The sequence below is a fragment of the Microbacterium pratiae genome (assembly GCF_047302165.1).
Taxonomy (GTDB): domain Bacteria; phylum Actinomycetota; class Actinomycetes; order Actinomycetales; family Microbacteriaceae; genus Microbacterium.
This window is the reverse complement of the sequence record NZ_CP154843.1, coordinates 2,641,429-2,667,857: the sequence shown is the minus strand read 5'-3', so window position 1 is coordinate 2,667,857 and position 26,429 is coordinate 2,641,429. Positions and strand designations below refer to the sequence as shown.

Annotated in this window: 14 protein-coding genes and 1 pseudogene; 4 read left to right on the top strand and 11 right to left on the bottom strand. The window is 70.9% G+C overall.

The genetic code is table 11. The features are described 5' to 3' along the window. Nucleotides 1–111: 111 nt before the first annotated feature. From AA0Y20_RS12640 to mmsB, 4 genes are all read left to right on the top strand, one after another. The gene (locus tag AA0Y20_RS12640; RefSeq protein WP_412939770.1) at nucleotides 112–828 is read left to right on the top strand and encodes an L-ribulose-5-phosphate 4-epimerase; all 717 of its coding nucleotides are present in this window, start codon (nucleotides 112–114) and stop codon (nucleotides 826–828) included. 63 nt (nucleotides 829–891) lie between these two features. Next, nucleotides 892–2,019 (top strand): multiple monosaccharide ABC transporter substrate-binding protein, encoded by a 1,128-nt coding sequence (chvE, locus tag AA0Y20_RS12635; protein WP_412939547.1) that lies wholly within the window; start codon nucleotides 892–894, stop codon nucleotides 2,017–2,019. A 96-nt stretch (nucleotides 2,020–2,115) separates the two neighbouring features. Then, nucleotides 2,116–3,645: a multiple monosaccharide ABC transporter ATP-binding protein gene (gene mmsA, locus AA0Y20_RS12630; protein WP_412939545.1), complete on the top strand. Its 1,530-nt coding sequence runs from the start codon at nucleotides 2,116–2,118 to the stop codon at nucleotides 3,643–3,645. 23 nt (nucleotides 3,646–3,668) lie between these two features. Then, nucleotides 3,669–4,901 carry a multiple monosaccharide ABC transporter permease gene (gene mmsB / locus AA0Y20_RS12625; RefSeq protein WP_412939544.1) on the top strand — a complete coding sequence of 411 codons (1,233 nt, stop codon included), beginning with the start codon at nucleotides 3,669–3,671 and terminating at the stop codon, nucleotides 4,899–4,901. Between the two features lie 93 nt (nucleotides 4,902–4,994). Here mmsB and AA0Y20_RS12620 read toward each other — a convergent pair whose 3' ends face one another. The 11 genes and pseudogenes from AA0Y20_RS12620 to AA0Y20_RS12570 all read right to left on the bottom strand — a co-directional run bounded on the left by AA0Y20_RS12620 (nucleotide 4,995) and on the right by AA0Y20_RS12570 (nucleotide 26,422). Beyond that, a complete protein-coding gene (locus tag AA0Y20_RS12620; RefSeq protein ID WP_412939543.1) occupies nucleotides 4,995–5,936 on the bottom strand; it encodes a quinone oxidoreductase family protein in 942 nt (313 codons plus the stop codon). A 20-nt stretch (nucleotides 5,937–5,956) separates the two neighbouring features. Beyond that, a pseudogene (hrpA, locus tag AA0Y20_RS12615) lies at nucleotides 5,957–10,063 on the bottom strand (ATP-dependent RNA helicase HrpA); the annotation flags it as partial. After that, on the bottom strand, nucleotides 9,985–10,767 hold the full coding sequence (locus tag AA0Y20_RS12610; RefSeq protein WP_412939542.1) for a hypothetical protein: 783 nt from the start codon (nucleotides 10,765–10,767) through the stop codon (nucleotides 9,985–9,987). The pseudogene hrpA and the gene AA0Y20_RS12610, both read right to left, overlap by 79 nt. Beyond that, a complete protein-coding gene (locus AA0Y20_RS12605; RefSeq protein ID WP_412939541.1) occupies nucleotides 10,764–12,245 on the bottom strand; it encodes a protein kinase in 1,482 nt (493 codons plus the stop codon). Before AA0Y20_RS12605 ends, AA0Y20_RS12610 begins: the two co-directional genes overlap by 4 nt. Continuing rightward, a complete protein-coding gene (locus AA0Y20_RS12600) occupies nucleotides 12,238–13,092 on the bottom strand; it encodes a PP2C family protein-serine/threonine phosphatase (protein ID WP_412939540.1) in 855 nt (284 codons plus the stop codon). The genes AA0Y20_RS12605 and AA0Y20_RS12600 overlap by 8 nt, the downstream gene beginning before the upstream one ends. Beyond that, entirely contained in the window at nucleotides 13,092–14,432 is a 1,341-nt protein-coding gene (locus AA0Y20_RS12595; RefSeq protein WP_412939538.1) for an FHA domain-containing protein, read from the bottom strand. Before AA0Y20_RS12595 ends, AA0Y20_RS12600 begins: the two co-directional genes overlap by 1 nt. A 51-nt stretch (nucleotides 14,433–14,483) precedes the next feature. Beyond that, nucleotides 14,484–16,988: a transglutaminase domain-containing protein gene (locus AA0Y20_RS12590; protein ID WP_412939537.1), complete on the bottom strand. Its 2,505-nt coding sequence runs from the start codon at nucleotides 16,986–16,988 to the stop codon at nucleotides 14,484–14,486. Further along, on the bottom strand, nucleotides 16,985–18,340 hold the full coding sequence (locus AA0Y20_RS12585) for a DUF58 domain-containing protein (protein WP_412939536.1): 1,356 nt from the start codon (nucleotides 18,338–18,340) through the stop codon (nucleotides 16,985–16,987). Before AA0Y20_RS12585 ends, AA0Y20_RS12590 begins: the two co-directional genes overlap by 4 nt. Then, nucleotides 18,337–19,302: an AAA family ATPase gene (locus AA0Y20_RS12580; protein ID WP_120262379.1), complete on the bottom strand. Its 966-nt coding sequence runs from the start codon at nucleotides 19,300–19,302 to the stop codon at nucleotides 18,337–18,339. Before AA0Y20_RS12580 ends, AA0Y20_RS12585 begins: the two co-directional genes overlap by 4 nt. 36 nt (nucleotides 19,303–19,338) lie before the next feature. After that, on the bottom strand, nucleotides 19,339–25,275 hold the full coding sequence (locus AA0Y20_RS12575) for an Ig-like domain-containing protein (protein WP_412939535.1): 5,937 nt from the start codon (nucleotides 25,273–25,275) through the stop codon (nucleotides 19,339–19,341). Between the two features lies 1 nt (nucleotide 25,276). Then, complete coding sequence (locus AA0Y20_RS12570) at nucleotides 25,277–26,422, bottom strand: serine/threonine-protein kinase (protein WP_412939534.1); 1,146 nt, start codon at nucleotides 26,420–26,422, stop codon at nucleotides 25,277–25,279. Between the last annotated feature and the right edge of the window lie 7 nt (nucleotides 26,423–26,429).

Below are 26,429 nucleotides of genomic sequence, written 5' to 3'. Positions count from 1 at the left end.
CCGACCCTGGCTATAGTGTCGCAATGTGAACGGTCACATCGACTGTTACACGATCGAGGCCCGCCGATGGCGGACGGGCGAAGGAGCACTCGAGTGGCACGCAACGCAGCGATCAGCAGCGAGTACGTCGACGGCGTGAAGGTCGAAGTCGCGGTGGCGCGGGTTCGGGCCGAGGTGGCGTCTTTGCACGCGGAGCTGGTGCGTTACGGGCTGGTCGTGTGGACCGGTGGCAACGTGTCGGGGCGGGTGCCGGGGGCTGATCTGTTCGTGATCAAGCCGTCGGGGGTGTCGTATGACGAGTTGGCGCCGGAGAACATGATCGTGTGTGATCTGGATGGCAATGTGGTGCCGGGGACGCCGGGTGCTGATCGGTCGCCGTCGAGTGACACGGCCGCTCATGCGTATGTGTATCGGAACATGCCCGAGGTGGGTGGTGTGGTGCACACGCATTCGACGTATGCGGTGGCGTGGGCGGCGCGGGGTGAGGAGATTCCGTGTGTGATCACGGCGATGGCTGATGAGTTCGGGGGTCCGATCCCGGTGGGGCCGTTCGCGATCATCGGTGATGATTCGATCGGTCGGGGGATCGTGGACACGCTTCGCGGGCATCGTTCGCGGGCGGTGTTGATGCAGAACCATGGGCCGTTCACGATCGGGTCGAGTGCGAAGGATGCGGTCAAGGCTGCGGTGATGGTGGAGGACGTGGCTCGCACGGTCCATATCGCCCGGCAGGCGGGCGAGGTGCTCCCGATTCCGCAGGACGCGATCGATGCGCTGTACGACCGGTATCAGAACGTTTACGGACAGACCACCGACGACCGCCGGTAGCCCCGCACCGGGGCGCGGTCACCATTTCCCGCAAGACAGTGAAGTCACTGGAAAGGACACACAGTGAACAAGAAGTTCCTGTTCGCAGCAGCGACGCTCGCCGTCGGCGCCCTGGCGCTCTCGGCCTGCTCCAACACCGGCGGCGGCGCCGGCGGTGGTGAGGGCGGCGGCGACGGCGGCCTCATCGGCGTCGCGATGCCCACGAAGAGCTCCGAGCGCTGGATCCAGGACGGCGACGCCGTCAAGAAGGCGCTGGAGGACCAGGGCTACCAGGTCGACCTGCAGTACGCCGAGGACGACATCCCGACCCAGGTCTCGCAGATCGAGAACATGATCACGAAGGGCGCCGAGGCGCTCATCGTGGCGTCGATCGACGGTACGACGCTGACCGAGGCGCTGCAGAACGCCGCGGATGCCGACATCCCCGTCATCGCCTACGACCGGCTGATCAAGGGCACCGAGAACGTCGACTACTACGCCACGTTCGACAACGCGCTCGTCGGCCGTCAGCAGGCGTGGACCGTCCTCAACGGGCTCGGGCTGACCGACCTCGAGGGCAAGCCGCTCGACGGGGCTCCCGCGGGACCCTTCAACATCGAGCTGTTCGCCGGCTCGCTCGACGACAACAACGCCTTCTTCTTCTGGGACGGCGCGATGGAGGTCCTCGAGCCCCTCATCGACGACGGCACCCTCGTCGTGAAGTCGGGTCAGACCGACATCGAGCAGGCGGCGACGCTGCGCTGGGACGGCGAGACCGCTCAGAGCCGCATGGAGGACATCCTCACGGCCAACTACTCGGACGGCACGCAGGTCGACGCGGTCCTCTCGCCCTACGACGGCATCTCGCGCGGCATCATCTCGGCGCTCGAGGGCGCGGGATACTCGCTCGGCGACGAGTGGCCGATCATCTCGGGCCAGGACGCCGAGGTCGACTCGGTCAAGGCGATCCTCGCCGGTGAGCAGTACGCCACCATCTTCAAGGACACCCGCGAGCTCGCCAAGGTCGCTGCCGACATGGCCGCCGCGGCCCTGAAGGGCGAGGAGCCCGAGGTCAACGACACCGAGACGTACGACAACGACGTCAAGGTCGTCCCCTCGTACCTGCTCGCACCGGTTCCCGTCGTCAAGGACAACGTCGAGTCCGCTCTCGTCGAGACCGGCTACTGGACCGCGGCCGAGCTCGGACTCTGAGCCGGGGCATCCGCCCATCCTCGGACCGGCGGCGGGAGCGAACTGCTCCCGCCGCCGCACCCGAGAACCCATCCACCCCACAAGGAAGTCGGAGACGTGAGCGAAACCATCCTCGAGATGCGCGGGATCACCAAGACCTTCCCCGGCGTCAAGGCGCTCTCGAATGTCAATCTCGCCGTCCAGCGCGGCGAGATCCATGCGATCTGCGGTGAGAACGGCGCGGGGAAGTCGACCCTCATGAAGGTGCTGTCGGGGGTCTACCCCCACGGCACCTACGACGGCGAGATCGTCTACGCGGGCGACACCGTCGAGTTCAAGAATCTGCGCGACAGCGAAGCGCGCGGCATCGTCATCATCCACCAGGAACTGGCGCTCAGCCCGTACCTCTCGATCGCCGAGAACATCTTCCTCAACAACGAACGGAAGGGCGTCGGCGGCCTCATCGACTGGAACAAGACCAACTTCGCGGCCGCAGAGCTGTTGCGCCGGGTCGGGTTGAAGGAGAACCCGACGACGAAGGTCAATCAGATCGGTGTCGGCAAGCAGCAGCTGGTCGAGATCGCGAAGGCCCTCTCGAAGGAGGTCAAGCTGCTCATCCTCGACGAGCCGACCGCCGCGCTCAACGACGAGGACTCCGACCACCTGCTCGACCTCATCCTGAGCCTGCGCGAGCAGGGCATCACGTCGATCATCATCAGTCACAAGCTGAACGAGATCAAGAAGGTCGCCGACACCGTCACGGTCATCCGCGACGGCAAGACGATCGAGACGATCTCGAAGAGCGATGTCACCGAAGACCGCATCATCAAGGACATGGTGGGCCGCGATCTCGAGCATCGCTACCCCGACCACGAGCCGCAGATCGGCGACGAGCTGCTGCGGGTCGAGAACTGGACCGCTCACCACCCTCAGGACCCCACCCGCGTCGTCGTCGACGACGTGTCGGTGACGGTTCGCGCGGGAGAGATCGTCGGCATCGCGGGGCTCATGGGCGCCGGGCGCACCGAGTTCGCGATGAGCCTGTTCGGCCACAGCTACGGCACCCGCATCTCGGGCAAGGTCTTCATGCGCGGCAAGGAGATCCGCACGCGCACCGTCTCTGAAGCCATCGCCAACGGGCTCGCCTACGCCACCGAGGATCGCAAGACCTACGGTCTGAACCTCATCGAGGACATCAAGCGCAACATCTCGATGGCGTCGCTGAAGAAGCTCGAGAAGGCCGGCCTGGTCGACGACAACGAGGAGTTCTCGGTCGCCAACCAGTACCGCAAGAGCATGAACATCAAGGCGCCGACGGTGCTCGCCAAGACGGGGAAGCTCTCCGGCGGCAACCAGCAGAAGGTCGTGCTGTCGAAGTGGATCTACTCCGATCCCGAGGTGCTCATCCTCGACGAGCCCACCCGCGGCATCGACGTCGGGGCGAAGTACGAGATCTACACGATCATCAACAAGCTCGCCGCAGCCGGGAAGGGGATCATCGTGATCTCGTCCGAGCTGCCCGAACTGCTCGGCATCTCCGACCGCGTGTACGCCCTCTCCGAGGGACGGATCACCGGTGAGCTGCCCATCGCCGACGCGACCCCCGAGTCGGTCCTCAAACTCATGACCATGGAGAAGCCCCGCTGAGCGGGGCCGCAGGAGATCCTCGAATGTCTCAGAACCTGAACGCTCCCGAGACCGCCGCCGGCGGCGGGATCAACCCGAACGAGAACCGCTTCACGCGGTGGCTCGGACATATCCTCGCCGACCTCGGCAAGAACGGCATCTTCATCGCGCTGATCGCGGTGGTGGCCCTCTTCGCCATCCTGACCAACGGCATCCTGCTGCGCCCGCAGAACCTGTCGAACCTGGTCGTGCAGAACGGCTACATCCTGGTGCTGGCGATCGGCATGGTGATGATCATCATCGCCGGTCACATCGACCTCTCCGTCGGATCGGTGGCCGCGTTCATCGGTGCCGTCTCCGGCGTGTTCGCCGTCAAGATGGGGATGCCGTGGTGGCTCGCCATCGTCCTGTCGCTCCTGATCGGTGCGCTGGTGGGCGCCTGGCAGGGCTTCTGGGTCGCGTACGTCGGCATACCCGCGTTCATCGTGACATTGGCGGGCATGCTCATCTTCCGCGGCCTGGCGCTCGTCGTGCTGGGCAACGCGAACATCGGCTCGTTCCCCACCGAGTACCGGGCCCTGGGGAACGGCTTCCTGGCCGGCATATTCGGAGAATCCGATCCAGACCTCTTCACGCTCCTGATCGGCGCGCTCGGCATCGTCGCCCTGGTGGTGCAGCAGTGGCGCACCCGGGCCGGACGCCAGAAGTACTCGCAGGACGTCGAGCCGCTCGTCTGGTTCGTCGCCAAGCTCGCCCTGATCGCCGTCGTCATCGGCTGGTTCACCTGGGCGCTCGCCTCGTACAAGGGCATCCCGGTGACGCTGATCGTGCTGGCGGTGCTGGTGCTCGTCTACGGCATCGTCATGAACCGCACCGTGTTCGGTCGTCACATCTACGCGATCGGCGGAAACCGCCACGCGGCTGAGCTCTCGGGCATCAAGACGCGCCGCGCGGACTTCTGGCTGTTCGTCAACATGGGCGTGCTGGCGGCGCTCGCGGGTCTCATCTTCACCGCACGACTGAACCTCGCCGGTCCCAAGGCCGGTGACGGCTTCGAGCTCGAGGCGATCTCGGCCGCCTTCATCGGCGGTGCGGCCGTGCAGGGTGGTGTCGGCACCATCGGTGGCGCGATCATCGGTGGCCTCATCATCGGCGTGCTCAACAACGGCATGTCGATCATGGGCATCGGCATCGAGTGGCAGCAGGCCGTGAAGGGTCTCGTGCTGCTGCTCGCGGTCGCCTTCGACGTCTACAACAAGCGGCGCTCGGGCAACTGACGTCGCGGGGCCGAACGAAGCGGCGCTCGCATCGGCATCCTGAGTGGATCGCCGGCGCGAGCGCCGCTCGTCTGTGTACCGCGTCGCGGCCGGTCAGGGCAGAAGCGTGATCTTGCCGGGCGTGTGCGCGGCGACCAGGCGGTGGGCCTCGGCCGCCTCGGCGAGGGGCAGCTCGGGACCGAGCTCGATCCGGAAGGCGCCCGCGGCCAGCAGCGCCGCGACGACGGGGATCGCCTCGGCGCGCCATGCCAGCTGCTGCTCGGTGAGCGGATCGGGGCTTCCACCGGAGAACGCGCGGATACCGAGGCCCGCGGCATCCGCGCCGCGCACGATCGTCGCGATGCGCGACCGGTCGGCGACCAGCTCGATCGACACGTCGAGCGCCTCGTCGGTGCCCGCGCAGTCGAGCGCCACGGTCACGCCCTGCGGCGCCGCCGTCCGGACGCGGTCGGCGAGTCCGTCGCCGTACGACACGGGTGTGGCGCCCAGATCGCGGATGCGTTCGGCGCGGGCATCGCTCGCCGTCGCGATGACGGACGCTCCTCGAAGCCGCGCGAACTGGATGGCCGCTTGACCGACCGATCCGCTGCCGGCGTGGATCAGCAGGGTGTCGGCGGGGCCGACGTCGAGCGAGCGCAACGACTGGTACGCCGTCGCCACCGGGATGCCGAGGGCGGCGCCGACGTCGGGCGACACCCCGACGGGCAGCGGAGTGAGCTTGTCGGGGGTCACCACGATCTCTGTCGCGTAGACGCCGCTCGCCCCGAACACCACGACCTCGTCGCCGACACGGAACCCGTCGACATCCGCTCCGACCTCGGTGACCACACCCGCGCCGTCGTTGCCGATGCGGCGCGGCTGGGAGATGGTGGCGGACGGGCGCAGGCCAGCGCGGAGCTTGTGGTCGATCGGGTTCACCCCGACGGCGGTGACGCGCACCCGCACCTGGCCGGGATCGGGTGCGGGGACCTCGATCTCGCGAAGAGTGAGGACCTCGGGTCCGCCGAATTCGGAGTACGTCACTGCGTGGGCCATGGGGCCACGCTACCGACTGATCAGCGCTTGTCGGCGAGCGTCTTCGTGATCCGTTGGATCGACACGGGGTCGGCCGTGCCGAGGCGCTGCGCGAACAGGCTGACGCGATACTCCTCGAGCAGCCACCGCGCGTGTCGCAGGTGCGGCGGGGTGTCGTCGGCAGGCGGGATCGTCCCGCCCGCCTCGGTGAACAGCGTCGCGGCGCGCTCGTACTCGGTGAGGCGCTGCCGGTCGCGTCCGGGGTTGTCGCTCAGGGTCGTCACGCGATCGAGAGCGCCCTGGAGGTATCGGGGCAGATGCGCGAGCCGGGCCGTGCCCGTCCGCGAGAGGAACCCGGGGAAGACCAGGCCGGCGAGCTGCTGCTTCACGTCGCCCAGGGCGGCGAGCAGGACCATCGAGTTCTCCTTGCGGATCGCCCGCTCGACCTCGCGCTGGAGAGTGAGGATGCGTGCGCCGAGCGAGACGGTCTGGAACAGCTCGTCGACGACGGCCGCCGAGAACGCGTCGCGCACCGCCTGGAACTGCGCCGGAGTGCGGACGGATGTCGCGGTGCGATTGATGACGCTGTCGGCCACGGCGACGCGCGCGTCTTCGATGAGCGCCTTGGCCGACGGGTAGGGGGATGCCGCGAGCGCGAGCTTCTCGGGTGCGGTGAGGTGGTCGAGGACGTACGTCGCCGGAGACGGCACCGACAGCAGGACGAGACGCCGGACGCCGGCCCGGGTCAGGTGCGCCGCCCGTTCGGGGGTCGCCTCGATGCGCAGGGCGACGCTCGCTCCCTCGTCGACGAGGGCGGGGTAGCCCCGCACGACGCCGCCTGCGACCCGGGTGTCGACGAGTTCGGGAAGCTCCCCGAAGGTCCAGTCGGTCAGACCCGTCTGCTCGGCGATGCCGCCGGCATGGTCGCCGGCCGGGCCCGGGCCGGGTGCGCCGGCCGGCACCGCGACCGCGGGTTGGGCGCCGGGACGCGGCGCGGCCTTCGCGAGGGAGCGGGCGACGGATGCCCGGCTGCGGTTCGAGAGCCGCCGCTGCAGCTCGGCCAGGTCGCGCGACGAGCCGAGCGGACGCCCGCGCTCGTCGACGGCACGGAAAGACATCGAGAGGTGCGCGGGCACGCGATCGAGGTCGAAGTCCGATGGGGTGACCGGCTGGTTCGCGACCCGCTGGATGCGTGCGGCGAGCGCGTCGCGCAGAGGGCGTTCGGGCAGGCCGTCCCGTGACTCGGGCCCGTCGCCGGAGAGCTCCTCGGCGAATCGCGATGCCCAATCGGCGGCGGGCACGACGTGGCGTCGGATCGCCTTGGGCAGTGCGCGCAGAAGCCCGGCGATCAGCTCGTCGCGCAGGCCCGGCACCTGCCAGTCGAACCCGTCGGGTCGGAGCGAGGCGAGCAGCGCAAGCGGGACGACCACGCTGACGCCGTCGTCCGGTGCGCCCGGCTCGAAGCGATAAGCGAGCGAGAGCACCTGATCGCCCTGACGCCACCGCGCCGGGAAGGCGCGCTCGTCGCTGCCGGACGCGTCTCCGGCGAGGTCGCTCTCGGTCATGTCGAGCAGGCGCGGCGTGCGCCCGGCGGCGTCGCGCCACCAGGCTTCGAACGAGCGGACATCAAACACGTCACGGGGGATGCGGGCGTCGTAGAAGGCGAACACCGCTTCGTCGCCCACGAGGATGTCGCGACGTCGCTCGCGCTCTTCGATCTTCTCGAGGCGTCGTCTCAGCTCGAGGTTCCGACGCTCGAAGGCGGTGAGCCGCTTGTCGAGGTGCGACGTGTTCCAATCGCCCTCGACGAGGGCGTGCCGCAGGAACAGCTCGCGGGCGAGCTCGCGGTCGCGTCCGGCCAGCTGCACGCGCCGGCGCGGGACGATCTCGACCCCGAAGAGGGTGACCTTCTCGGCGGCGACCGCGGCTCCGGCATCCTTCGACCAGTGGGGGTCGCTCATCGACCGGTGCGCGAGGTCGCCTGCCAGGTCCTCGGCCCAGGACGGGTCGATCGCGGCCACCGTGCGCGCGTAGAGCCGCGACGTCTCGACGAGCTCCGCCGCCATCACGGCGTCGGGGGAGGCCTTGCGCAGCCCCGACCCGGGGAAGATCGCGAACTTGGCGCCGCGAGCTCCGCGGTACTCGGCGCGGGGACGCTGGGGCTTGCCGCCGCCGCTGCGGCCTCCCGCCCCCCGCGCGCTCGTCGTGTTCCGCGTGTCGAGGATGCCGATCTGCGACAGGAGACCGGCGAGGATCGCGCGGTGCACGCGATCGGGATGGGCGGCTCCCGTCGCGGTCTCGGGCGGGTTCGGAACGTCGGCTTCCGCGTCGTCCGGGCGAGCGTCCCGGTCCTGCCTTCGGCGATCACGGTCGCGGTCACCGCGGGCGAGCGTGCTGAGCTGACGGTGGACGTCGAACCATTCGCGAACCCGGACGTAGTTGAGGTGCTCCGCGCGGCAGGTGCGCCGGAATGCGCTGGAACCGAGCTCGCGCTGCTGGTCCTGCAGGTGGTTCCACAGGTTCAGCAGCGTCAGGAAGTCGCTCGTCGGGTCGGTGAACCGGGCGTGGAGCCGATCGGCCTCGTCGCGGCGCTCCTCGGGCCGCTCCCGCACGTCCTGGATCGACATGCCCGCGACGATCGCGAGCACGTCGCGGGTCACGCCGAGCGTGCGCGCCTCGACGAGCATGCGTGCGAACCGCGGGTCGATCGGCAGGCGTGAGATCTCGCGCCCGATGTCGGTCAGGCGCCAGGCGCCTGTGTCGTCGCGGCGTACCGCGCGCAGCTCCACGAGGAGGTCGAACGCGGCCTTGACGCCCCGAGAGTCCGGCGGTGTCAGGAACGGGAAGTCGGCGATGTCGCCGAATCCGAGCGCGAGCATCTGGAGCACCACAGACGCAAGCGAGGTGCGGAGGATCTCGGGTTCGGTGAACTCGGGGCGCGAGGTGAAGTCGTCCTCGGCGTAGAGCCGGACGGCGATGCCGGCGGAGGTCCGGCCGGCGCGACCGGCGCGCTGCTGCGCGGATGCCTGCGACACGGCCTCGATCGGCAGGCGCTGGATCTTCGACCGGTTGCTGTAACGCGAGATGCGCGCGGTGCCGGCATCGACGACGTAGCGGATGCCGGGCACGGTGAGGCTCGTCTCGGCCACGTTGGTGGCGAGGATGACCCGGCGCCGCACACCGGCGACACGCGAAGGCTCGAAGACGCGGTGCTGCTCGGCGGCGGACAGCCGGCCGTACAGGGGCAGCACCTCGGTGGGGCGGGCATCCTTCGCGTAGGCCGACCGCACCGCATCCATCGCATCGCGGATCTCCGCCTCGCCGGGAAGGAAGACGAGCACGTCGCCGTCGGGCTCGCGGTCCAGCTCGCGCAGCGCGGCGATGAGTCCGTCGACGTCGTCGGCGGCCGTGTCGTCGTCGCCGGCGTCGTCATGGGGTCGGTAGCGCACCTCCACGGGATACGTCCGGCCCGAGACCTCGATGATCGGCGCGGGGGCGCCCTGAGCATCGGCGAAGTGCGCCGCGAAGCTCTCGGGGTCGATCGTCGCCGACGTGACGATGACCTTCAGATCGGGGCGACGGGGGAGGATGCGGCGCAGGTATCCGAGGAGGAAGTCGATGTTGAGCGATCGCTCGTGCGCCTCGTCGATGATGATCGTGTCGTACCGGCGCAGCATCCGGTCGCGGTGGATCTCATTCAGGAGGATGCCGTCGGTGACCAGCGCCACCTGTGTATCGGACGAGACCTGGTCGGTGAACCGCACCTTATAGCCGACGGCCCCGCCGAGCGGGACCTCCATCTCGGCGGCGATGCGCTCGGCGACGGTGCGGGCGGCGATCCGGCGTGGCTGCGTGTGCGCGATGCTCGTGCGCCCGAGCTCGAGACAGATCTTCGGCAGCTGGGTCGTCTTGCCCGAGCCGGTGGCCCCCGCAACGATGACGACCTGGTGCTCGCGGATGGCACGCGCGATCTCCTCCCGTGCCGCGCTGACGGGCAGCTCGGGCGGGAAGGAGATGACAGGGGCGGGCGAGGACACAGCCCTCCATCGTACGGCGCTGAGGCGCGGGGTCAGGCCTGTTCGGTGCGGATCTCGTCGAGCAGCGGCAGATCCGCGGCGGTGACGAGGCGGGAGAGCACGGCGTGCTCGACGAGTCGCGCGCGCCGGTTGGTGGCGAGTTTGCCCACACCGCCGCGCAGACCGCGGACGCCCTCACGATCGAGCTTGTCGCACACGTTGTCGAGCTTTCGGTTGAACGTCGTCAGCGGCCAGCCCAGGCGCTCGGCCGCGGCGGCCGACGTCGGCACCTGGCTCGATCCGACCATGCCGCCCCGGAGGATCGGCTCGCACATCGCGAGCAGCAGCAGCCGCTGGCTGGAGGTCAGCGCGACCGCCCCCACGGTGGTGGTGCCGATGTGCTCGTCCGCGGTGCGGGGGAAGCTGTCGCGCACGGTGAAGCGCGACCCATCGGTGTGGACGGTGAGCTCGTACGTGTAGGCGCCGGCCGTGAACATCACGACGAGCGCGGGGAAGACAAGCGGAACCCGTGCGCCGGGGCCGAGGACAGCCTGGTACGCGCCGTCGGGCGTCGCGAGACTGACGGAGATCGACTGGCCGGTGTTCGACAGCCACCACAGACCGTGCTCGGCGTCGATCGCGAGGAGGCGGCGATGCAGGTACGGGTTGGTGTCGATGATGAGGTCGGCGTCACGCCCGATCGCGTACGTCGTGCCGGCGGTGGGCCGGAACCACTCGCCGCAGAACTCGATCGCCACGCTCTCGGAGATCTCGCTCGCGGCGGTGACCCCGTCCTCGCGCACGTGCTCGTCGGTCTCATGCTCGATGCCTGTCATGCTCCTCCTCCGATCATCATCACGACAGCCGTCGCGGCCGCGCCGAGGACGACCGCCCCGACGCCGATGACCACGACGACCGTTCCTCTGCCGCGCCGTCGCGGTGCGGCTGTCGTCGGGGGCTGCCGCACGGGTGCCTCGACGCGGACACGTGAGACCTCGGCGAGATCGGGCGTCGTCCGCACACGGTAGCGCTCGCCGTCGCCGTCCGGGCCGACGGCCTGGCGCGCCGTATCGACTCGGCCCCGCACCAGGTCGTCGCGCCGCTGCCGCCGGACGAAGGCCGTCGGCTCCGGGTCGGCATCGCTCGCGGGGAGCTCCGGCGGCGCCGGGGGGTCCTCCGGGGCGGGCAGCGACCGCGCTGCGAGGCGGGTGTGCTCGTCGTCGGGATCAGTGCCGCGCGTCGAGAGGACGGTGCGGTCGTCGTCGGGTCGGATGCTGCGCGTCGAGAGGACGGTGTGGTCCTCCGTATCCATCGGCATCGCACCGCCCGGGACCGGACCGCGCCGGCGATCGGCGAGAACCGTGCGCTCGTCATCCCCGTCGCCGCCCCCGCCACCGGCCTCGACATCGGTGTCGGCCCGGCGCCGACGGGCGAGTACGGTGTGCTCGTCCGCAGGCGCGTGGCGATTCGACAGAACAGTTCGTTCGTCCTCGTCGTCCGCCGGAGCATCCGTCGGCCCGGACGCATCGGGGTCTCGCACGTCGAGGTGCGTGATCGGGATGTGCTGGTCGGCCTCGACGCGCTGCAGGGCGAGACCGAACTCCGCGGCAGAGGGGGCGCGGTCCGCGGCAGCTGCCTCGAGGGTGGCCAGGACGAGCGTCTCCAGCTCTACGGGAACCTCATCGGCACCGCTGAGAGACGACGCCGACTCGGCGACGGGGCGACCCGTCAGGAGCTCCGTCGCCGCCACCGCCAGTCCGTGGACATCGGTCGCTCGAACGGCAGCGCTCGCACCGGGCTCATCACGGCGCAGGAGGTTGTCGCGGTCGAAGCCGATCATCGCCGGCCAGCCGTAGTCGGTGGTCAGGACGTTCTCGATACCGACACGGCCGTGCGCGATGCCGTTGCGGTGGGCGGTCTCCACGGCGCCGCACAACCTGATCAGCAGGCGAAGCGCCTCGGGCACGCTCATCGGCCGGCGAGACGCGGTCTCGGCGAGGTCGGCGCGCGAGCAGTACTCCATCACGAGATACGGGCGGCCCTCGTCCGTCGTTCCGACGGACTGGACCGTCGCCACGCTCGGGTGCGTCGACAGCGCGACCAGTCGTGCTGCGCCGCCCGCGAACGCCTCGCGCTCGCTCCGGTCCAACGGGTCGCGGAACACTTTCACCGCGGCCGGGCTGCGGCCCTCGGCATCCCGATACAGGTACACGTCCGCGCGAGCACTCGACGCCAACAGCCGGTCTGGGCGGCGGGCGTCGATCTCGCCGGGAGCGGGCAGCGGATGCCGCGACCGTCGAGCCGGCTCAGTCATGATCGGCTCTGCGACGTCGCGAGCGCGCCGTGGCCACCTCGACCGTCGCGGTGACGGACTCGCTGTTCATGATGCCGCCCGTGGTGTCCTCGAGGCGGGGGCTGATGCCGCCGGCCACGACATCCAGCACGATCGTGCTGATGTTGTCGCGACCTCCGTGTGCGAGCGCCTGCGCGACGAGCGACTCCGCCGTCTGGGCGGGGGAGCCCCCCATCATGAGCCCGGCGCGGAGCGCCTCATCGGACAGCTCGCCGGTGAGTCCGTCCGAGCACACGACGATGCGCTCGCCGGTGACGATCGGGATGAGCCAGAAGTCGGCGCGGCTGCGCTCGCCGCCGATGGCTCGGGTGATGACGTTGCGGCCCTCGTACGTCGCCATCTGATCGCGGGTCAGCCGGCCGGCGTCGACCAGCTCCTGCGCGACCGAGTGGTCGATCGTCAGCTGTTCCAGGCGCTCGGTGAGCAGGCGGTATACGCGCGAGTCGCCGACGTTGACGATGAGCCAGCGCCGCACGCCGCCCTGCTGCACGGCAACGACGCCCGACAGGGTCGAGCCCGCGCCGCGGGTCGTGCCGGCAGCGACGAGGGCCACCGCAGAATGCGCCCGTTCGACGGCGTCGGCGACCTCTTCGGGACGCAGATCGTCGCGGCCGACGAGCGGCCGGAAGACCTCGATGACCGCGGCCGATGCGCGATCGCCGGCGTCGTGCCCGCCCATGCCGTCGGCCACGACGAAGACGGGATACTCGGCCAGCAACGCGTCTTCGTTCACCGACCGTCGGCGTCCCGTGTCGGTGCGGCTGCCGCTCGTCACATGGACGTCGATGGGAGGCGTGGCGGTGGTCATCAGGCCTCGGTGAGCTGGAGCTCGGCATCGCCGAGGTGGAAGATCCCCGAGACGGGGGTCGGTCCGGACGCCTCGACGTCGTCGGGACCGACGAAGACGCCGTTGGTGGAGGCCAGGTCGGTGATGGTCCACTCCGTGCCGGTATGCCGGAGCAGCGCGTGCGTCTTCGAGACGGTGCGCGTGACGTCGTCGACCGCGATGACCTGCGCGTCGGGTGCCTCGTCGGGGGCGAGCGGGTTGCGACCGAGGACGACGGCGGTGGCCGACAGGACGACCGTCGACCCGTTCGGGAGCCGGAGCGCGGTCTGCGGACCGCGACGGGCCGCCAGGACGGTGTGGTCGTCGATGTCGGCCTCGTCCGAGACCGGCGGCGCGACGGGGGCGCTCGGCGTCGCTGCAACCGGGGCCGCGACCGGGGCCGCGGGCTGCGCAGGCACCGCGGGCTGTCCCGCCGGGGCTGTTACCGGAGCGCCCGTCGGAGCTGACCACGCCTGCGGAGCGGCCGGGGCGGCCGGGGCCGAGGCGCCGGTCTCGGCGGGCGGGGGAGGCGGCGCCCAGGGGCTCGCGCTGATCGGCTCGGAAGGAGCAGGGGCCGTGGATGCGGCGGCGGGCGCGGGCGTTCCGGCCGCCGCGCTCGAGGGGGCGAACAGCGGCGGAGCGGGCACGGCCGCCGGTGTCGGAGTCGCGAGGGAAGTGGCGGCAGGCGGCGCCGGGACCCCGGTGTCGGTGGGCGGGGGAGTCCGGAACGGTGCCGGCTCCGCCGGCGCCTCACGACCGAGCCACCGCGCCGAACCCCAGCCGACGACGCTCGCCCACACCGGGAACAGCAGCGCGCCGAGCACGACGTACCCGGTGCCCAGACCGAACCCGCGGCACAGGGCGCGCAGCATCCGGATGTGGATCACCAGCGCGAACGCCACGAAGACGAGCCAGATGAGCGCGGGGACGATCGCTGCGGCGGCCAGTGCGCCCGCCGCGCTGCCGGCGTCGCCGCCGAACCCCGCGTTGAGGGCGATACCGGCGAAGAGCCCGGCCACGACGCCCGCGATGATCGTCACGAGGACGGCCCCTCCCGCGAGCACTGCCGCCCACCAGCCGCGCATCCCGGCGAGGACGAAGAGCTCCCAGATGTTCAGGACCGGGACCCAGGCCCGCCAGGGGTCGATTCCCGTCTTGCGGAACACGGCGGTCAGCGCGAAAGCCGTCCACACGTAGATCCCGATGCCGAGCACCACCTGGACGACCCCGAGCGCCGCGAACGCACCCGTGGGGCCGCCGTTCCCGCTCCCGAGCGCGATGACCGCCGTCGCGTGGTCGATCGTGAAGCCGTATGCCTTCACCTGTTCTCCTGCCTTCGAGCGCGGAGCGTTCCGCGCGTGCCGCGTGCCACCTTATCGATCTCGCCGGTCGCGCGGCAGCCGTTGCGCCCGGTCGATGCGACGCTCTCGTCGCATCAGGGAGCGCAACGACACCCGCGCCCGGAGCCGGGCCCAGAAACCCAGACCCTCGTCGAGCCGGGAGCGCTCGGATTCGACGATCTCCCAGAAACGATCCGCGTCGTCGGCGTCGGGCGGCGCGACGTCGAACACCGAGCGGTCGGCGAGTGTCGCCAGCTCGGCCGCGCCGGCCGATCCGCCGTACGCGGCGACGAGCTCGTGCCGCGTCCGCGAGCCCTGGCCGGGAAGCCCGTGGTCCACCGCGGAATCGACGAACTCCTGCCAGCCGCCCGTGAACCGCTCGACCGGATCGGCGCTCGTCCGGCGGCCTCGTCGGCGCGCGAGCTTGATCAGCACGATGAGCGCGAACGGCCCGAAGAGCAGCAGAAGGGCCAGCAGAGAGATCCCGCCGATCCGCAGCGTCGCCCACAGCGCGCTGAGGTCTTGCGATGTCGCCGTGTCGTCGCTCGGGCTCCGTCCGCCGTCGCTGGGGTTGGCGTCGGCGGGCTGCACCGTGTCGGCCTGCTCCTGCCGCACATCGGTGGGGATCTTCGGGTCCTGACGCTGCTGGGTGTCGGGAGAGGGGAACACCGCATGCTGCGGGGTCACGTCGACGGGGACCCAGGGTGAGCCGAGACCGCGCACCTCGAGCCATGCGGACATGTCACCGGCGGTGCAGAGACCGTCATCGCAGGTCGCGAGGGTGTCGTCGGCGGATTCCAGCCGCATCCCGACCACGATCCGGGCATCGAAGCCGAGCCGGTCGGCGATCATCATCGCGGCCACGGCGAACTGTTCGTCATCGCCGACGGCGGCAACCAGCGCGGCGTCGTCGTCGCCGCCGACCTCGTCCTCGCGAGCCAGGAGATCTGCGAAGAGCTGCTCGATGCGGTCGGTGGAGTGTCCCGCGCGGCTCGGCTGGAACGCGTAGTCGCCGAGCTCCGTCGCCCACGACGGCGGAGTCGCCGCATCGATCGTGAGGGCATGGCTGAGGAATCCTCGCGCGCGCAGCAGCTCGATCAGCTGTTCGAGGCCGGCGCCGCCCGAGCCGCCGGCATGCTCGTCGACCCATCGCACGAGGCTCTCGGGCACGATGTCCTCGCCGAGCGTGGGAGCCGATCGCGCGGGCTCGAGCGAGCCGAGCGCCGGAACGTCCTCGGGGTAGGCGGCCCCCTGCCGGTACTCGGCGCCCGTCGTCAGTCCCGGGTCGGCGAGCTGCACGCCCGAGGAGGTCTCGCCGTTGTAGTAGAAGCCGTCGGCCAGGGCCGCGGCATCCGCGCCGTCGAAGTCGATCGAGGTCACCGCACCGACCGTCGGCATCCACACGCCGTCCCAGCCTTCGATCGCGATGACCGCGGAGCCGGTGACCGATCCGGGCCTCGCGGGGAGAGCCGAGGGGACCCGGGTGAAGGACGAGCGCGGATCATCGGACGAGGCGGAAGGGTCGACGACGCGGGCGACCCGGCCGTCGTAGAAGGGCAGGGTTGCCAGGCGCACCCGGTCGACGCCCTCGGGGGCGGCGACGCGGAACACCGGCTGGTCGAACCGGTCGTCGCCGAACCACGTCCGGTACTGCCCGAGCGGGCTCAGCTCGGCAGCGAGCTCCAAGCGGGGGTCGACATCGGCCCGCAGGACGTCGCGCGTCGAGCCGGCGAGCGCCCACGGCGCGACGATCGTCGCGCCGACCAGGCCGACCGCGACCATTCCCGCGGCGGTCGCGGTGCGCCCGGCGAGTCCGCGGACAGGGCGACCAGCCCCGCGCACGCCCGTCGCGGCCGTCGCCGTGGCGATCGCGCGTCGTCGGTCCGCCGTCGTCCGCCATACGATCGCGCCGAGCGCCGCGACCAGGGCCGCCATTCCCACGAGCGCTTCGCGGCTCAGCGCCAGGGGTCCGAGGGCGGGAGCGGGCATCGGGGCCGTGGATCCGAAGGCGATGCCGAAGGCGGTGGGGACGAGCGCGAAGATGACGGCGAGCGGCCACCATCGCCCGCCTCGCCACGCGATCGACAGGGCGAGAACGGTGGCGCCGAGGAAGACCAGGAGCGCCGGTGCGAGTGTCGCCTGATAGCTGCCGAGGGGCAGCTCCAGGGTCAGGAGGTCCTTCCACCCGGTGACGGGGGCCGTCACGACGCCGCGCAGTCCGGGAAGCACCTGCGACAGCGAGCCGAGTGATCCGGGCGCCCCGAGGGGCAGACCGAGCACGAGGTAGGTCCCGATGGTGATGAGCGCGACCCACCAGCCGTTCAGGCGCCACCGCAGACCTGCCGCCGCGACAGCCGCCGCGGCGACCGTGGCGACGACGACGAGGACGACGAACGCCGGGCCGCGGTAGATCGGCCACGCGGCGAACGCACCCACGGCGATGACGAGCAGCAGGACCGAGGCCTGCACGATGAGGAAGCGCCACGGCGTCCGCGCGGCGCGTCGAGCGCGCAGGTCGCGGCGTGCGGGGGCGCTCACGACTGCGCCGCCCGCGACAGCAGGTGGCGGAGGTCGTCGAGCAGACCGATCGAGAGCACCGACATGGCTCCGAGCGACCGGAAGCCCGGTTCGGCCTCGAGCGAGCAGCTGACCGCGATCACACCGACGTCGGCGGGGAAGGCCAGCGCGGCGGACTGCAGCTGTGCGGCGGTCAACGTGGAGCCGCAGACGAGGAACGCGATCGAGACGTCGGGGTGGCTCTCGGCGGCGAGCGACGCGGCATCGCGCAACGGGCTGACGTGCTCGATGCGGTCGAGCCCCGCGAGGTCGTCGAGCAGCGTTCGCGTCGTGATCGTGGTGAGCTCGCGGATGGTGCGGATGCGGCGGCGCGCGAACTCGGGCACCTCACCGCCGACGACGACGTCGACGTCGCGGCCGTCGCGGATGCCGCGGATGCCGAGCGACGCGGCGGCGCTGACGGCGAGCTCGAACTCGTCGTCGGAGGCGTACTCGTCGTCGCCCACGGCGAGGGCGATGACCATGCGGCTGCGCCGCGTCTCCTCGTACTGGCGCACCATGAGGGTGCCGGTCTTCGCGGTCGACTTCCAGTGGATCTGACGCTGCGAGTCGCCGGCGACATAGGGGCGGATGGCGTGGAACGAGAAGTCGGCGTCGACGACGGTGCGCGACGCGCTGCCCTCCAGATCGCGGATGTACCCGGTCGTGGTGCTGCGCAGCGCCGTCGTGACCGGGTGGATGTAGAGCGTGTGCACGTCGTCCCAGGTGCCCTCGCGCTTGAGGATGCCGAGCGGGTCGCCCCGAACGGTGCGGGCCGGGCCGACCGTGATGATGCCGCGGCGGTGGGTGGGCACGACGACCTGCTCGGTGTGGGTGTGGCCGTGGCGCAGCAACGGCACGTGGACGTCGACGATGCCGTCGCCCACCGGGACGTCGATGCGGCCCGGGAGGGCGGGCGCGGTGCCGACATTGGTGATGACGAGCGTGCCCTCGACCGGGGTGCCGGCGACGACCCGGTCATGCTCGAGCTGCAGGTCGACCTGGTAGGCGCGTGCGCTGAAGAGGAACGGCACCGACAGCACGAGCAGCACGAGCGCGACCACGCCGGCAGCGGCGAGCTCCATGAGGCCGAGCGGGAGTCCGATGCCGAGGCCCAGGACGGCGGTGGCGACCATGAGCCATCCGGCGACCGTGACGGTCTCTGCGACCCACCGGGCCGTCGCTCGGGCAGCACGCCGCACGCGTCGCCACGATTGCACGCCGCGCACCGCGAGCACGGTGGTGCGGCCGGTCGTGCCGAACCGCGTGCGCGCGAAACCCGTGCCCTCCGAGAAGGAGGTGCGGGTCAGGCGGGACTCGGTGTCGAAGCTCACACGGTCTCTCTCTGGCTGGGCGGCACCGTGTCGAGGAGGACCTGCCCGATGACCGCGCCCGCGGTCACGCCGTCGAACTCGGCCTCGGGGTCGAGGATGAGCCGGTGCGCGAGCACCGGCTCGGCCAGCGCCTTCACGTCGTCGGGCGTGACGTAGCTGCGTCCGTGTGCGATCGCCCAGGTCTTCGCCGCCTTCGTCAGCGCGATCGCGCCGCGGACGCTCACCCCGAGGCGCACCTCGGTGGCGAGGCGGGTCGCCTCGATCAGGCGGGCGATGTAGTCGAGGACGAGCGCGTCGAGGTAGACCCCGCGCGCGATGTCGGCCATGCTCACGACGCCCTGAGGGGTGATGACCGGAGAGACCTCGCGGCGCGATTCGGCCGCGCCCTCGAGGATGCGTACCGTCGCGGCGTGATCGGGGTAGCCGAGCGTCGTCTTCATCAGGAAGCGGTCCAGCTGCGCCTCGGGGAGTCGATAGGTCCCCGCCTGCTCGACGGGGTTCTGCGTCGCGACGACGAGGAACGGCACACCGACGCGTCGGCTCACACCGTCGACTGTGACCTGGCCCTCCTCCATGACCTCCAGCAGGGCCGACTGCGTCTTCGGCGATGCCCGGTTGATCTCGTCGGCGAGGACGATGTTGGCGAAGATCGGTCCCTGGTGGAACTCGAACTCGCCGCGGCTCTGGTCGTAGACCGTGATGCCGGTGACGTCGCCGGGCAGCAGGTCGGGGGTGAACTGGATGCGGCTGCTCGTCCCCTGCACGGTCTGCCCCATCGCGCGCGCGAGCGAGGTCTTGCCGGTGCCCGGGTAGTCCTCGAGCAGCAGATGACCCTCGGAGACCATCGCGGTGAACGCGAGCTCGATGACGTGCCGCTTGCCGAGGACGACCTTCTCGACGTTGTCGACGAGCGTCGCGAACGTCTCCTGGAACCAGGCGGTCTGCTCCGGTGTGATGCTCATGGGGTCCTCTCGCTTCGCCGTGCGGCGGGGGTCAGGTCAGGGGGCGGTGTTGGTTTCGGCGGGCTCGGTCGGCTCCGCCGACGGCGGCGTGACCGTCTCGCACGTCTGGCGCACGGTGAACGGGTCGAGGGGGGCCAGCTTGCCGGTCCAGGTCACGGTGTAATCGACGTGCGTGATGGCTCCGGACGTCCCGCCGATCTGCGATGTGACCTCGTATGTGAGATTCGCCCATCGGGGATTCCAAGTGGCAGCCGCGGTGTCGGTGCTGCGGCAGGGCGGCAGGTTCTGGATGCTCACCGACACCGGAGTCGATGCGCTTCCTGATTCGGGGGAGATGGCGATCGGGTCCGAGCAATCGCTGTCGAAGCCGAGGAAGCTGTCGCACCACCTCGCCGTCCACTGGTCGTCGGGACGGTTGAACTCCGGCGAGAACGAGTCGCGCCGGTTGCCGTTGACGAAGTAGACGAGTCGGGCATCTTCGAACGGTTTGGCGCCGGGATCGCTGTGCGTTCCCTGGAGCGCGTAGGTGAAGCCGCTCTGGGCGTTCCCACTCGGCGTCGACGACACCCGGAACGTCATCCCGTTCGGCGCCTCGACGCTGCCGACCGGCCGTGCCGAGATCTCGGCACGGGTGACCCCGAAGCCCTTCTTGCCGTTGAACGTGTGCTCGGCACATGCCCACACCGTCTTGCGTTTGAATGCCTGCGCCTCGAACTGCTGGCTCGTCGCCGAACCGGACGGGACGCACGCGTCGGCCGACACCTCGCTGAACCCGATGAGGGTCTGCGTCCCGTCGCCGTTCGAGGTCACCGATGCGGTCACGCGCATCGAGTTCGACGTGTTGGTCTCCGACAGGGTCAGGCCCGGTGCCCCGACTCCGTGCGCCGTCACGGCACGCGACTGTCCTTCGCTCGAGCCCGCCGCGATGGGAGGCAGGTCGAAGGTCGTCAGCGGCGTCGCGGTGAGCGTCGTGGCGGAGTTGGAGCCGACGTCGTAGTTCGTGAAGGTCGCGGTACCGCCGACCACCGGACGCGTGTCCGATCCCTGGCGGCCGCCGGTCAGTCGGACGCTGCCGGTCGTGGCGTCGAGTCCCGTCACCGTGATCGTCGCGCGGCCGCCGTCGCGGCCGTTGGGCGCCGGCTCGAACGACGAGCCGGCGGGCTGTGCCGGCGGGCGGTAGGCCCAGGCCTGCGCGCGCACGGTCGATCGCGACTCGCCGACGGAGCTGTACGCGCGGGCTTCGTACGTGATCTTCTCGCCGACGGGAGCGGAGATCGGCGAGCACGATCCGGATGCCGGGCACGTGGCGACCTCGCGACCGTCCGCCGTGATGCGGTAGCCCTGGAGCGCGGGGTAGGACCCGCCGTCGGAGGTCACCCGCAGGCTCACGGAGTCGCCGGTGTACGCGGTCCACTCCATGCGGGCGGGATCGGCCGGGAGGCCCTGCAGGTCGAGGATGACCTGCCCGTTGCGGCCGCCGCTCGACTGGCGGCCCTGAGCGTCCTCGACGGTGAAGCTTCCGGTGCACTCGGCGGCGCCGGGGGCGTCCGCACTCCACGTGGCCCGAACCGCGGTGTCGCTCGCGCGCGAGAACGACACCCCCGTGCAGTTTCCGGGGCCGCTCGCGCCGACGAGCCGGAGCGGAGTCCCGGGCAGCGGGTTGACCTCGCCGGCTCCGCCGATCACCTCGATCGTGCACGAGGTCGAACCGCCGGACTGAGAGCAGGTCTGCACGGCGGAGCCGCCCTTGGGCAGGGTCGAGGGCGCCGGACCGACCGTCAGGAGCAGGTTGGCGGGAGCGGTGTCGGAGTGGCTCGGGAGGGAGATCGCGACGGGCTCCTGGCGGCCCGGGCGTGCGGCATCCGCTGCTGTCACGGTGGCCGTGTTGCCGTCGACGGTGACGGTGAACTGGTCGCCGCCATACGATTCGGCGTAGCGGACCGACTCCCAGTCGGCGCGACCCGCCCATTGGACCATCTGCGCGAGGTCGTACGTCTGGGTCGAGCCCGGGCTGACGGTGAGCGACGCGCTCCGCAGGCTGGGCTGCGGGATCTCCGCCTCGATGATCACCCGGAGCGTCAGGAAGGTCGCGACATCCTGCGTGCTCAGTCGCGCCGGCACGATGCAGCTGTCGGTCCAGGGCGCGCCGGCACCGGCGGTATAGCGGATCGTGGTGCCCGACACGACGCTGCAGACGGCTTCGCCCCGCGCCCCTCCCGCGCGGATGCCGTCGTCGACGACGAGGGTCGCGCCGCGGGGGATGCGCACGGCGTCGGCGAGGTCGATCTCGACGCTCTCCTTCTCCCGCACCTGCAGGGGCGGGAACCCCTCGCGCAGCGCGAGGCGGACATCGGCCTCGCCGGGAACACGGAGGAACCCGTACGAGGTCACCTCGGTCCCGTCGAACGCGGTGCCGGTGACTTCGAACGGGATCAGGCGCGACCGCTCGGGCAGCTCGCCCGAGATCTTCCAGCCGTCGACGTCGAGGTCGGTCGGCTCGCCCCACAACGACAGACGGAGGCCGGAGACGTCGCCGGTGTTCCACGACACCTGGCCGTCGAGCACGTCGATGCCCCGGGGGAAGTCCTCGCGGTTCTCGAGGGTCAGCACGGTGTCGCGCACGACGGGGTAGTCGGGCACCGGCTCGCGGACGGTCTTGACCACGATCAGCCCGATCGCGGTGTCGCCCCGCTCGTTGCGGACGGTGTAGGTGTACGAGAACGTGCCGAGCACCTCGCCCGCGCTCAGCGTCACGGCGCCGTTCTCGACGGGGCCGATGAGGGCCAGCAGCGCGTCGTACTCGCTCGACCCCTCCTGGGCGTTGGGCGCGACGTCGATCAGCTCGAGATCGCTTCCCGACGGGTCGATGTCGTTGTCGGTCGGGCGCACCACCGCCGTGCTCTCGGCGCCGACCTGCACCTGGAGGTAGTCGCTGTACGTGACCGGGCTGGGGTCGGTCTGCGTGTCGATCACGCCGACGCGGACGTCAGCGGTGCCGGTCGCTCCGCTGGGGTCGCGGACGGCGTAGCGGAACCTGACCTGTCCGCTGAACCCGTCGGGACTCGTGTAGACGATCGCCGAGCCGTCGGCCGAGATCGTCGCCGACCCCTGCTCGGGCTGCGCGACGATGCGGTCGAGCACCACCGGGTCGCCATCCGGATCGACGGCATAGCTGTCGAGCGGGATGCCGACCGACTGGCCGCTCAGCACGCGGCCGACGAGGGTCCGGGGGAGCGGGGCCTGATTCGACTCGTCGCCCACGACGGTGACGGTCACGCGCGCGGTGTCGGTGACCTCGGGGAAGCCGAGGCGGAAGATCGTGTACGTCAACGCGTACGTGCCGGCCTGTTCGGGCGCGAGGTAGCGGAGCACCCGGCTGGTGGCGAACGCGAGGCCGCCCCCGGTCTCGTTCACGATCGACGACGGGTCGATCGCGATGAGCGCGCCGGAGGGCGCGGTGTCGTTGTCGAGGACCGGGATGTCGATCTGGGTTCCCGCTCGCACCGTGACGGCGTCGTCGACGGCGATGGGCGGTTCCGCGCTGGCCGACGGCAGCAGGACCACCGTCAACTCGCCCTGCGCCGTCACGGCCGCGCTGCCGGTGCCGTCCGAGACCGTGTACCGCACGACGCCGAGCCGGCCGGGCTCGCCCGAATCCGTCGTGCCGCTCACGCGGAGGAGGCTCTGCCCCACCAGGTCGACGGCGAGCGACGCGAAGGGGTCGCTCTCGGGACGGATGTCGCTGAGCAGCAGCACCGAGCCGGCCGGATTCGACACCGCCGACGCGACGTCGATCGTCGCGTCCTCGTTCGGGCGGACGAAGGCGGTGAGGGGCGGGGTCGTGATGCCGGCCGATTCCGGTGCCAGCATCGTCACGCGCACGGTCGCCGTCGCCTCGGTGAGCGAGTCGCGGACGTTGTACTGCACCAGATACGAGCCGGGTGCGGAGGCGCTCACCACCATGCTGAGCGCGGCGGGGTTCGCCGCCGCCGCGGACTGCGCCTCGTCGAGCGGCACGACGCCGGTGAGGGAGACCGGCCCCGCGGCGCCCGTCACGTACGGCGCGACCGAGACGTCGAGGGGTTCGCCCACGACGCCGGTGACCGCGAACGACTCCGCGGTGAGCTCCGGGGTCGGGGTCACGGTGATGGTGAGCGGCTGCGTGACCGTCGCCCCGCGCGCGTCGGAGACCGTCACCGTGATCGTCACAGCGAGGCCTTCGGTCGCGTTGGGATCGGGATGCTGGTAGGTCAGCGTGCCCTCGGGTGACGTCGTCACGGTTCCGACGCCGGTGTCGTTCGTCGCGCCGGCCAGGAACACCGGGTCGCCCTCGGGGTCGACCCAGCCCTCGAGCAGCTCGGCCGACACGGTCGCCCCGGGAGCCACCGTGAGCGAGGGCCACGATGCGAGGCATCCCTCGACGCCGCACCACACCGGCGGATTGTTCTGGTCGTCGGGGACGACGGTGAGCGTGACCGTCGCGAAGTCCGACAGCAGTCCGTCGGCCGCGGTGCCGTCGGTCACGCGATAGCGCAGCGTCGCGGTCCCCGAGGCATCGGGAGACACCGCCACCGTCAGCTGCTGTTGCGCGCCCGTGATCGACGCGGTCCCGAACGCGGGATCGAGGTTCTCCAGCGAGGCCGGGTCGATGCTCAGCACGTCCTCGTTGGGGTCGTGATCGTTGAGCAGCACGGGCAGGAGCGTCACCGAGCCGGCACGGACGCCGAACGCGTCGTCGACGGCCACCGGCGGCTTGGGGTCGACGACGCGCTCCGAGGTCGCGTCATCCTGCTGCTCGACCTCGATCTGGCGATCGAGATCCCACTGCTGCGACGATGCGACGAGCGCGCCGTCGGGCACGTTCCAGACCCAGCCCGAACGGCGGTCGTTCAGTGCGAGCCTCGTGCCGTTGCCGATGAACGCGGGGTCGACGTTGTCGCCGATGTCCGCGCCGCGGTAGTCCAGGTCGGTTACGGTGTCGGGGTCGGCGCTCGACCAGAGAGACCCGGCCGACTCGCCGTCGCCCAGCCACGCGGCGTAGACGGTCGCGTCGAGCACGGCGGGCGTGGCCGCGGTGCCGGCCCCGGGACGATCGAGAGCGCGTGACGCGGTCGCGTCCGAGATGTCGACGGCGACGACGCCCTCGGTGTCGGCGATGTAGACGCTGTCGCCGTCGGGCGCGGCATCCTGCAGTCGCGCGCCCGCGGCGAGGTCCGTCGTCACCGGCTCGTCGCGTCCGCGCAGCCAGACGTCACCGGTCGCCTCGTCGAGGAGCACCCAGCGTGTTCCGACGACGCTCAGCTGTGTCGCCTCGATGTCGGCCGGGGCGGCGTCCTCGCCGAGGATGCTGCCCGTGCGCGAGTCGGCGCGGATCACGCGATCCTCCGCGGCGGAGTAGGCGTACACGACGCCGGCAGCGTCGACCGCGACGGCCGTGGCCACGAATCGGGGCCGCTCTTCGCCTTCGGGAACCTCGGCATCGGCATAGGGGTCGATCGGGATCCCCTCGCCGCCGCCGGACAGGCTCGAGCCGAACACCGCGCCCGCCTCCGTCTGGTAAGCGATCGCATCACCGGTCACGGCGATGTCGGCGGTTCCGGGAGGCGTCGGCGTGAAGACGTCCTCGGCGTCGTCGGTGAGGTCCGCGGGCCGGCCCATGTCGACGTCGGAGAACTGCGACGAGCCGTCACTGTAGACGAACAGGCGATCGGTGGTCTGGGCGAGCGCGCTGCCGTTGTCGACCTGCTTGACGGTGTCGATCTCGCCCAGCTCGAGGTTCACTCGCGCGTATCCGCTGCCGGCTCCGTTCTGGAGCGCCCAGACGGTGGGATCGTCGGGCGGCGTCTGCTGCGCGTCGTAGCCGGGCCAGACGACCGCCAGCGTCGCGGTGACCGCGAGAACCGCCGTCACCGCGCCTGCTGCGATCCAGGTCGTGCGGCGCACGCGGGGACGCGTGCTCTCACGCCGGGCCATGTCAGAACCCTCCGCCGACGATGAGCAGCGTCGTCATCGCGCCCACTCCGGCCACGAGCAGGGCACCGCCCGCGATCAGGGCGACTCGCGCCGCGGTTCCGAGACGGCGGGTCGGCTCGGAACCGGCGAGGATCGTCCCCTCGTCGGGACGACGGTCGACGACCCTCGTGGCCCGTGCCGGTCGACGCGACTCGTACGAGACCGAGGGGCGGACGGGCCCGCGCGCACGGTCGTCGGCGAAGTCGACGCTCGCTCCGGCCGCGGCCCATTCGTCGACGGCGACCTCCATGGGCGTGTGCGGGAGCCCGAGCTCGTGCTGCACCAGCTGCAGGTCGTGGGCGAGCTCCGCGGCCGTGGCGTGCCGCGCGCCGGGGTCGCGGCTCATGGCCCGCGCGAGCACCTGCTCGAGTCGTTCGGGGACGTCGGCGCGGCCGATCGGCGTGTATGCGGCCTTGCGGATGCGCGACTTCAGCTGCTCGCGGGTGTTCTGGCCGCTGCCCGCGCGTTCGAAGGGGCTCCGACCCGCGAGAAGCGAGTACAGCGTGGCGCCGAGGCCCCACACCTCTGCCGGCACCGAGCCCGAGACGCGCTCGTCGATGATCTCGGGTGCACTCCACGGCACCGACATCGCGAAGATCTCATCTCCGTCGGAGCGCCCCGAGATGGCCGCGGCGATGCCGAAGTCCGAGAGGACCGGCGTGCCGAAGGTCGTGATGAGGATGTTGGACGGCTTGATGTCGCGATGCAGCAACCCGGAGCGGTGCGCGGTCTCGAGCGCCGAGCCGATCTTCACACCCAGCTGAAGCACCTCGGCGACCGGGATCACCTCGCGCCGATAGCGGTTCGTGAGCGAGGTCGGGCAGTACTCCATCACGATGTACGGCCGCCCGTCAGAGGAGATCGAGGCTTCGTAGATCGTCAGGATCGAGGGGTGCGAGCTGAGGCGTGCCATGACGTCCGCCTCGGCGTTGAACATCCGGAGCAGGTTCTCATCGACGATGTCCTCGAGAAGGACCTTCACGGCGACCGGGCGGCGGGGGAGGTTCTGCTCGAAGAGGAAGACATCGGCGAACCCGCCGGTTCCCAGTGGACGGACGTAGGTGAAACCGGCGAGACCGGGCGGCGCGGAGGGCAGTCTCGACGCCACGTCACGC

Coding starts and splice junctions, on each gene's coding strand:
- mmsB (WP_412939544.1), top strand. CDS start 3,669: ATGTCTCAGAACCTGAACGCTCCCGAGACCGCCGCCGGCGGCGGGATC.
- AA0Y20_RS12575 (WP_412939535.1), bottom strand. CDS start 25,275: ATGGCCCGGCGTGAGAGCACGCGTCCCCGCGTGCGCCGCACGACCTGG.
- AA0Y20_RS12600 (WP_412939540.1), bottom strand. CDS start 13,092: ATGACCACCGCCACGCCTCCCATCGACGTCCATGTGACGAGCGGCAGC.
- AA0Y20_RS12605 (WP_412939541.1), bottom strand. CDS start 12,245: ATGACTGAGCCGGCTCGACGGTCGCGGCATCCGCTGCCCGCTCCCGGC.
- AA0Y20_RS12620 (WP_412939543.1), bottom strand. CDS start 5,936: ATGGCCCACGCAGTGACGTACTCCGAATTCGGCGGACCCGAGGTCCTC.
- AA0Y20_RS12610 (WP_412939542.1), bottom strand. CDS start 10,767: ATGACAGGCATCGAGCATGAGACCGACGAGCACGTGCGCGAGGACGGG.
- AA0Y20_RS12580 (WP_120262379.1), bottom strand. CDS start 19,302: ATGAGCATCACACCGGAGCAGACCGCCTGGTTCCAGGAGACGTTCGCG.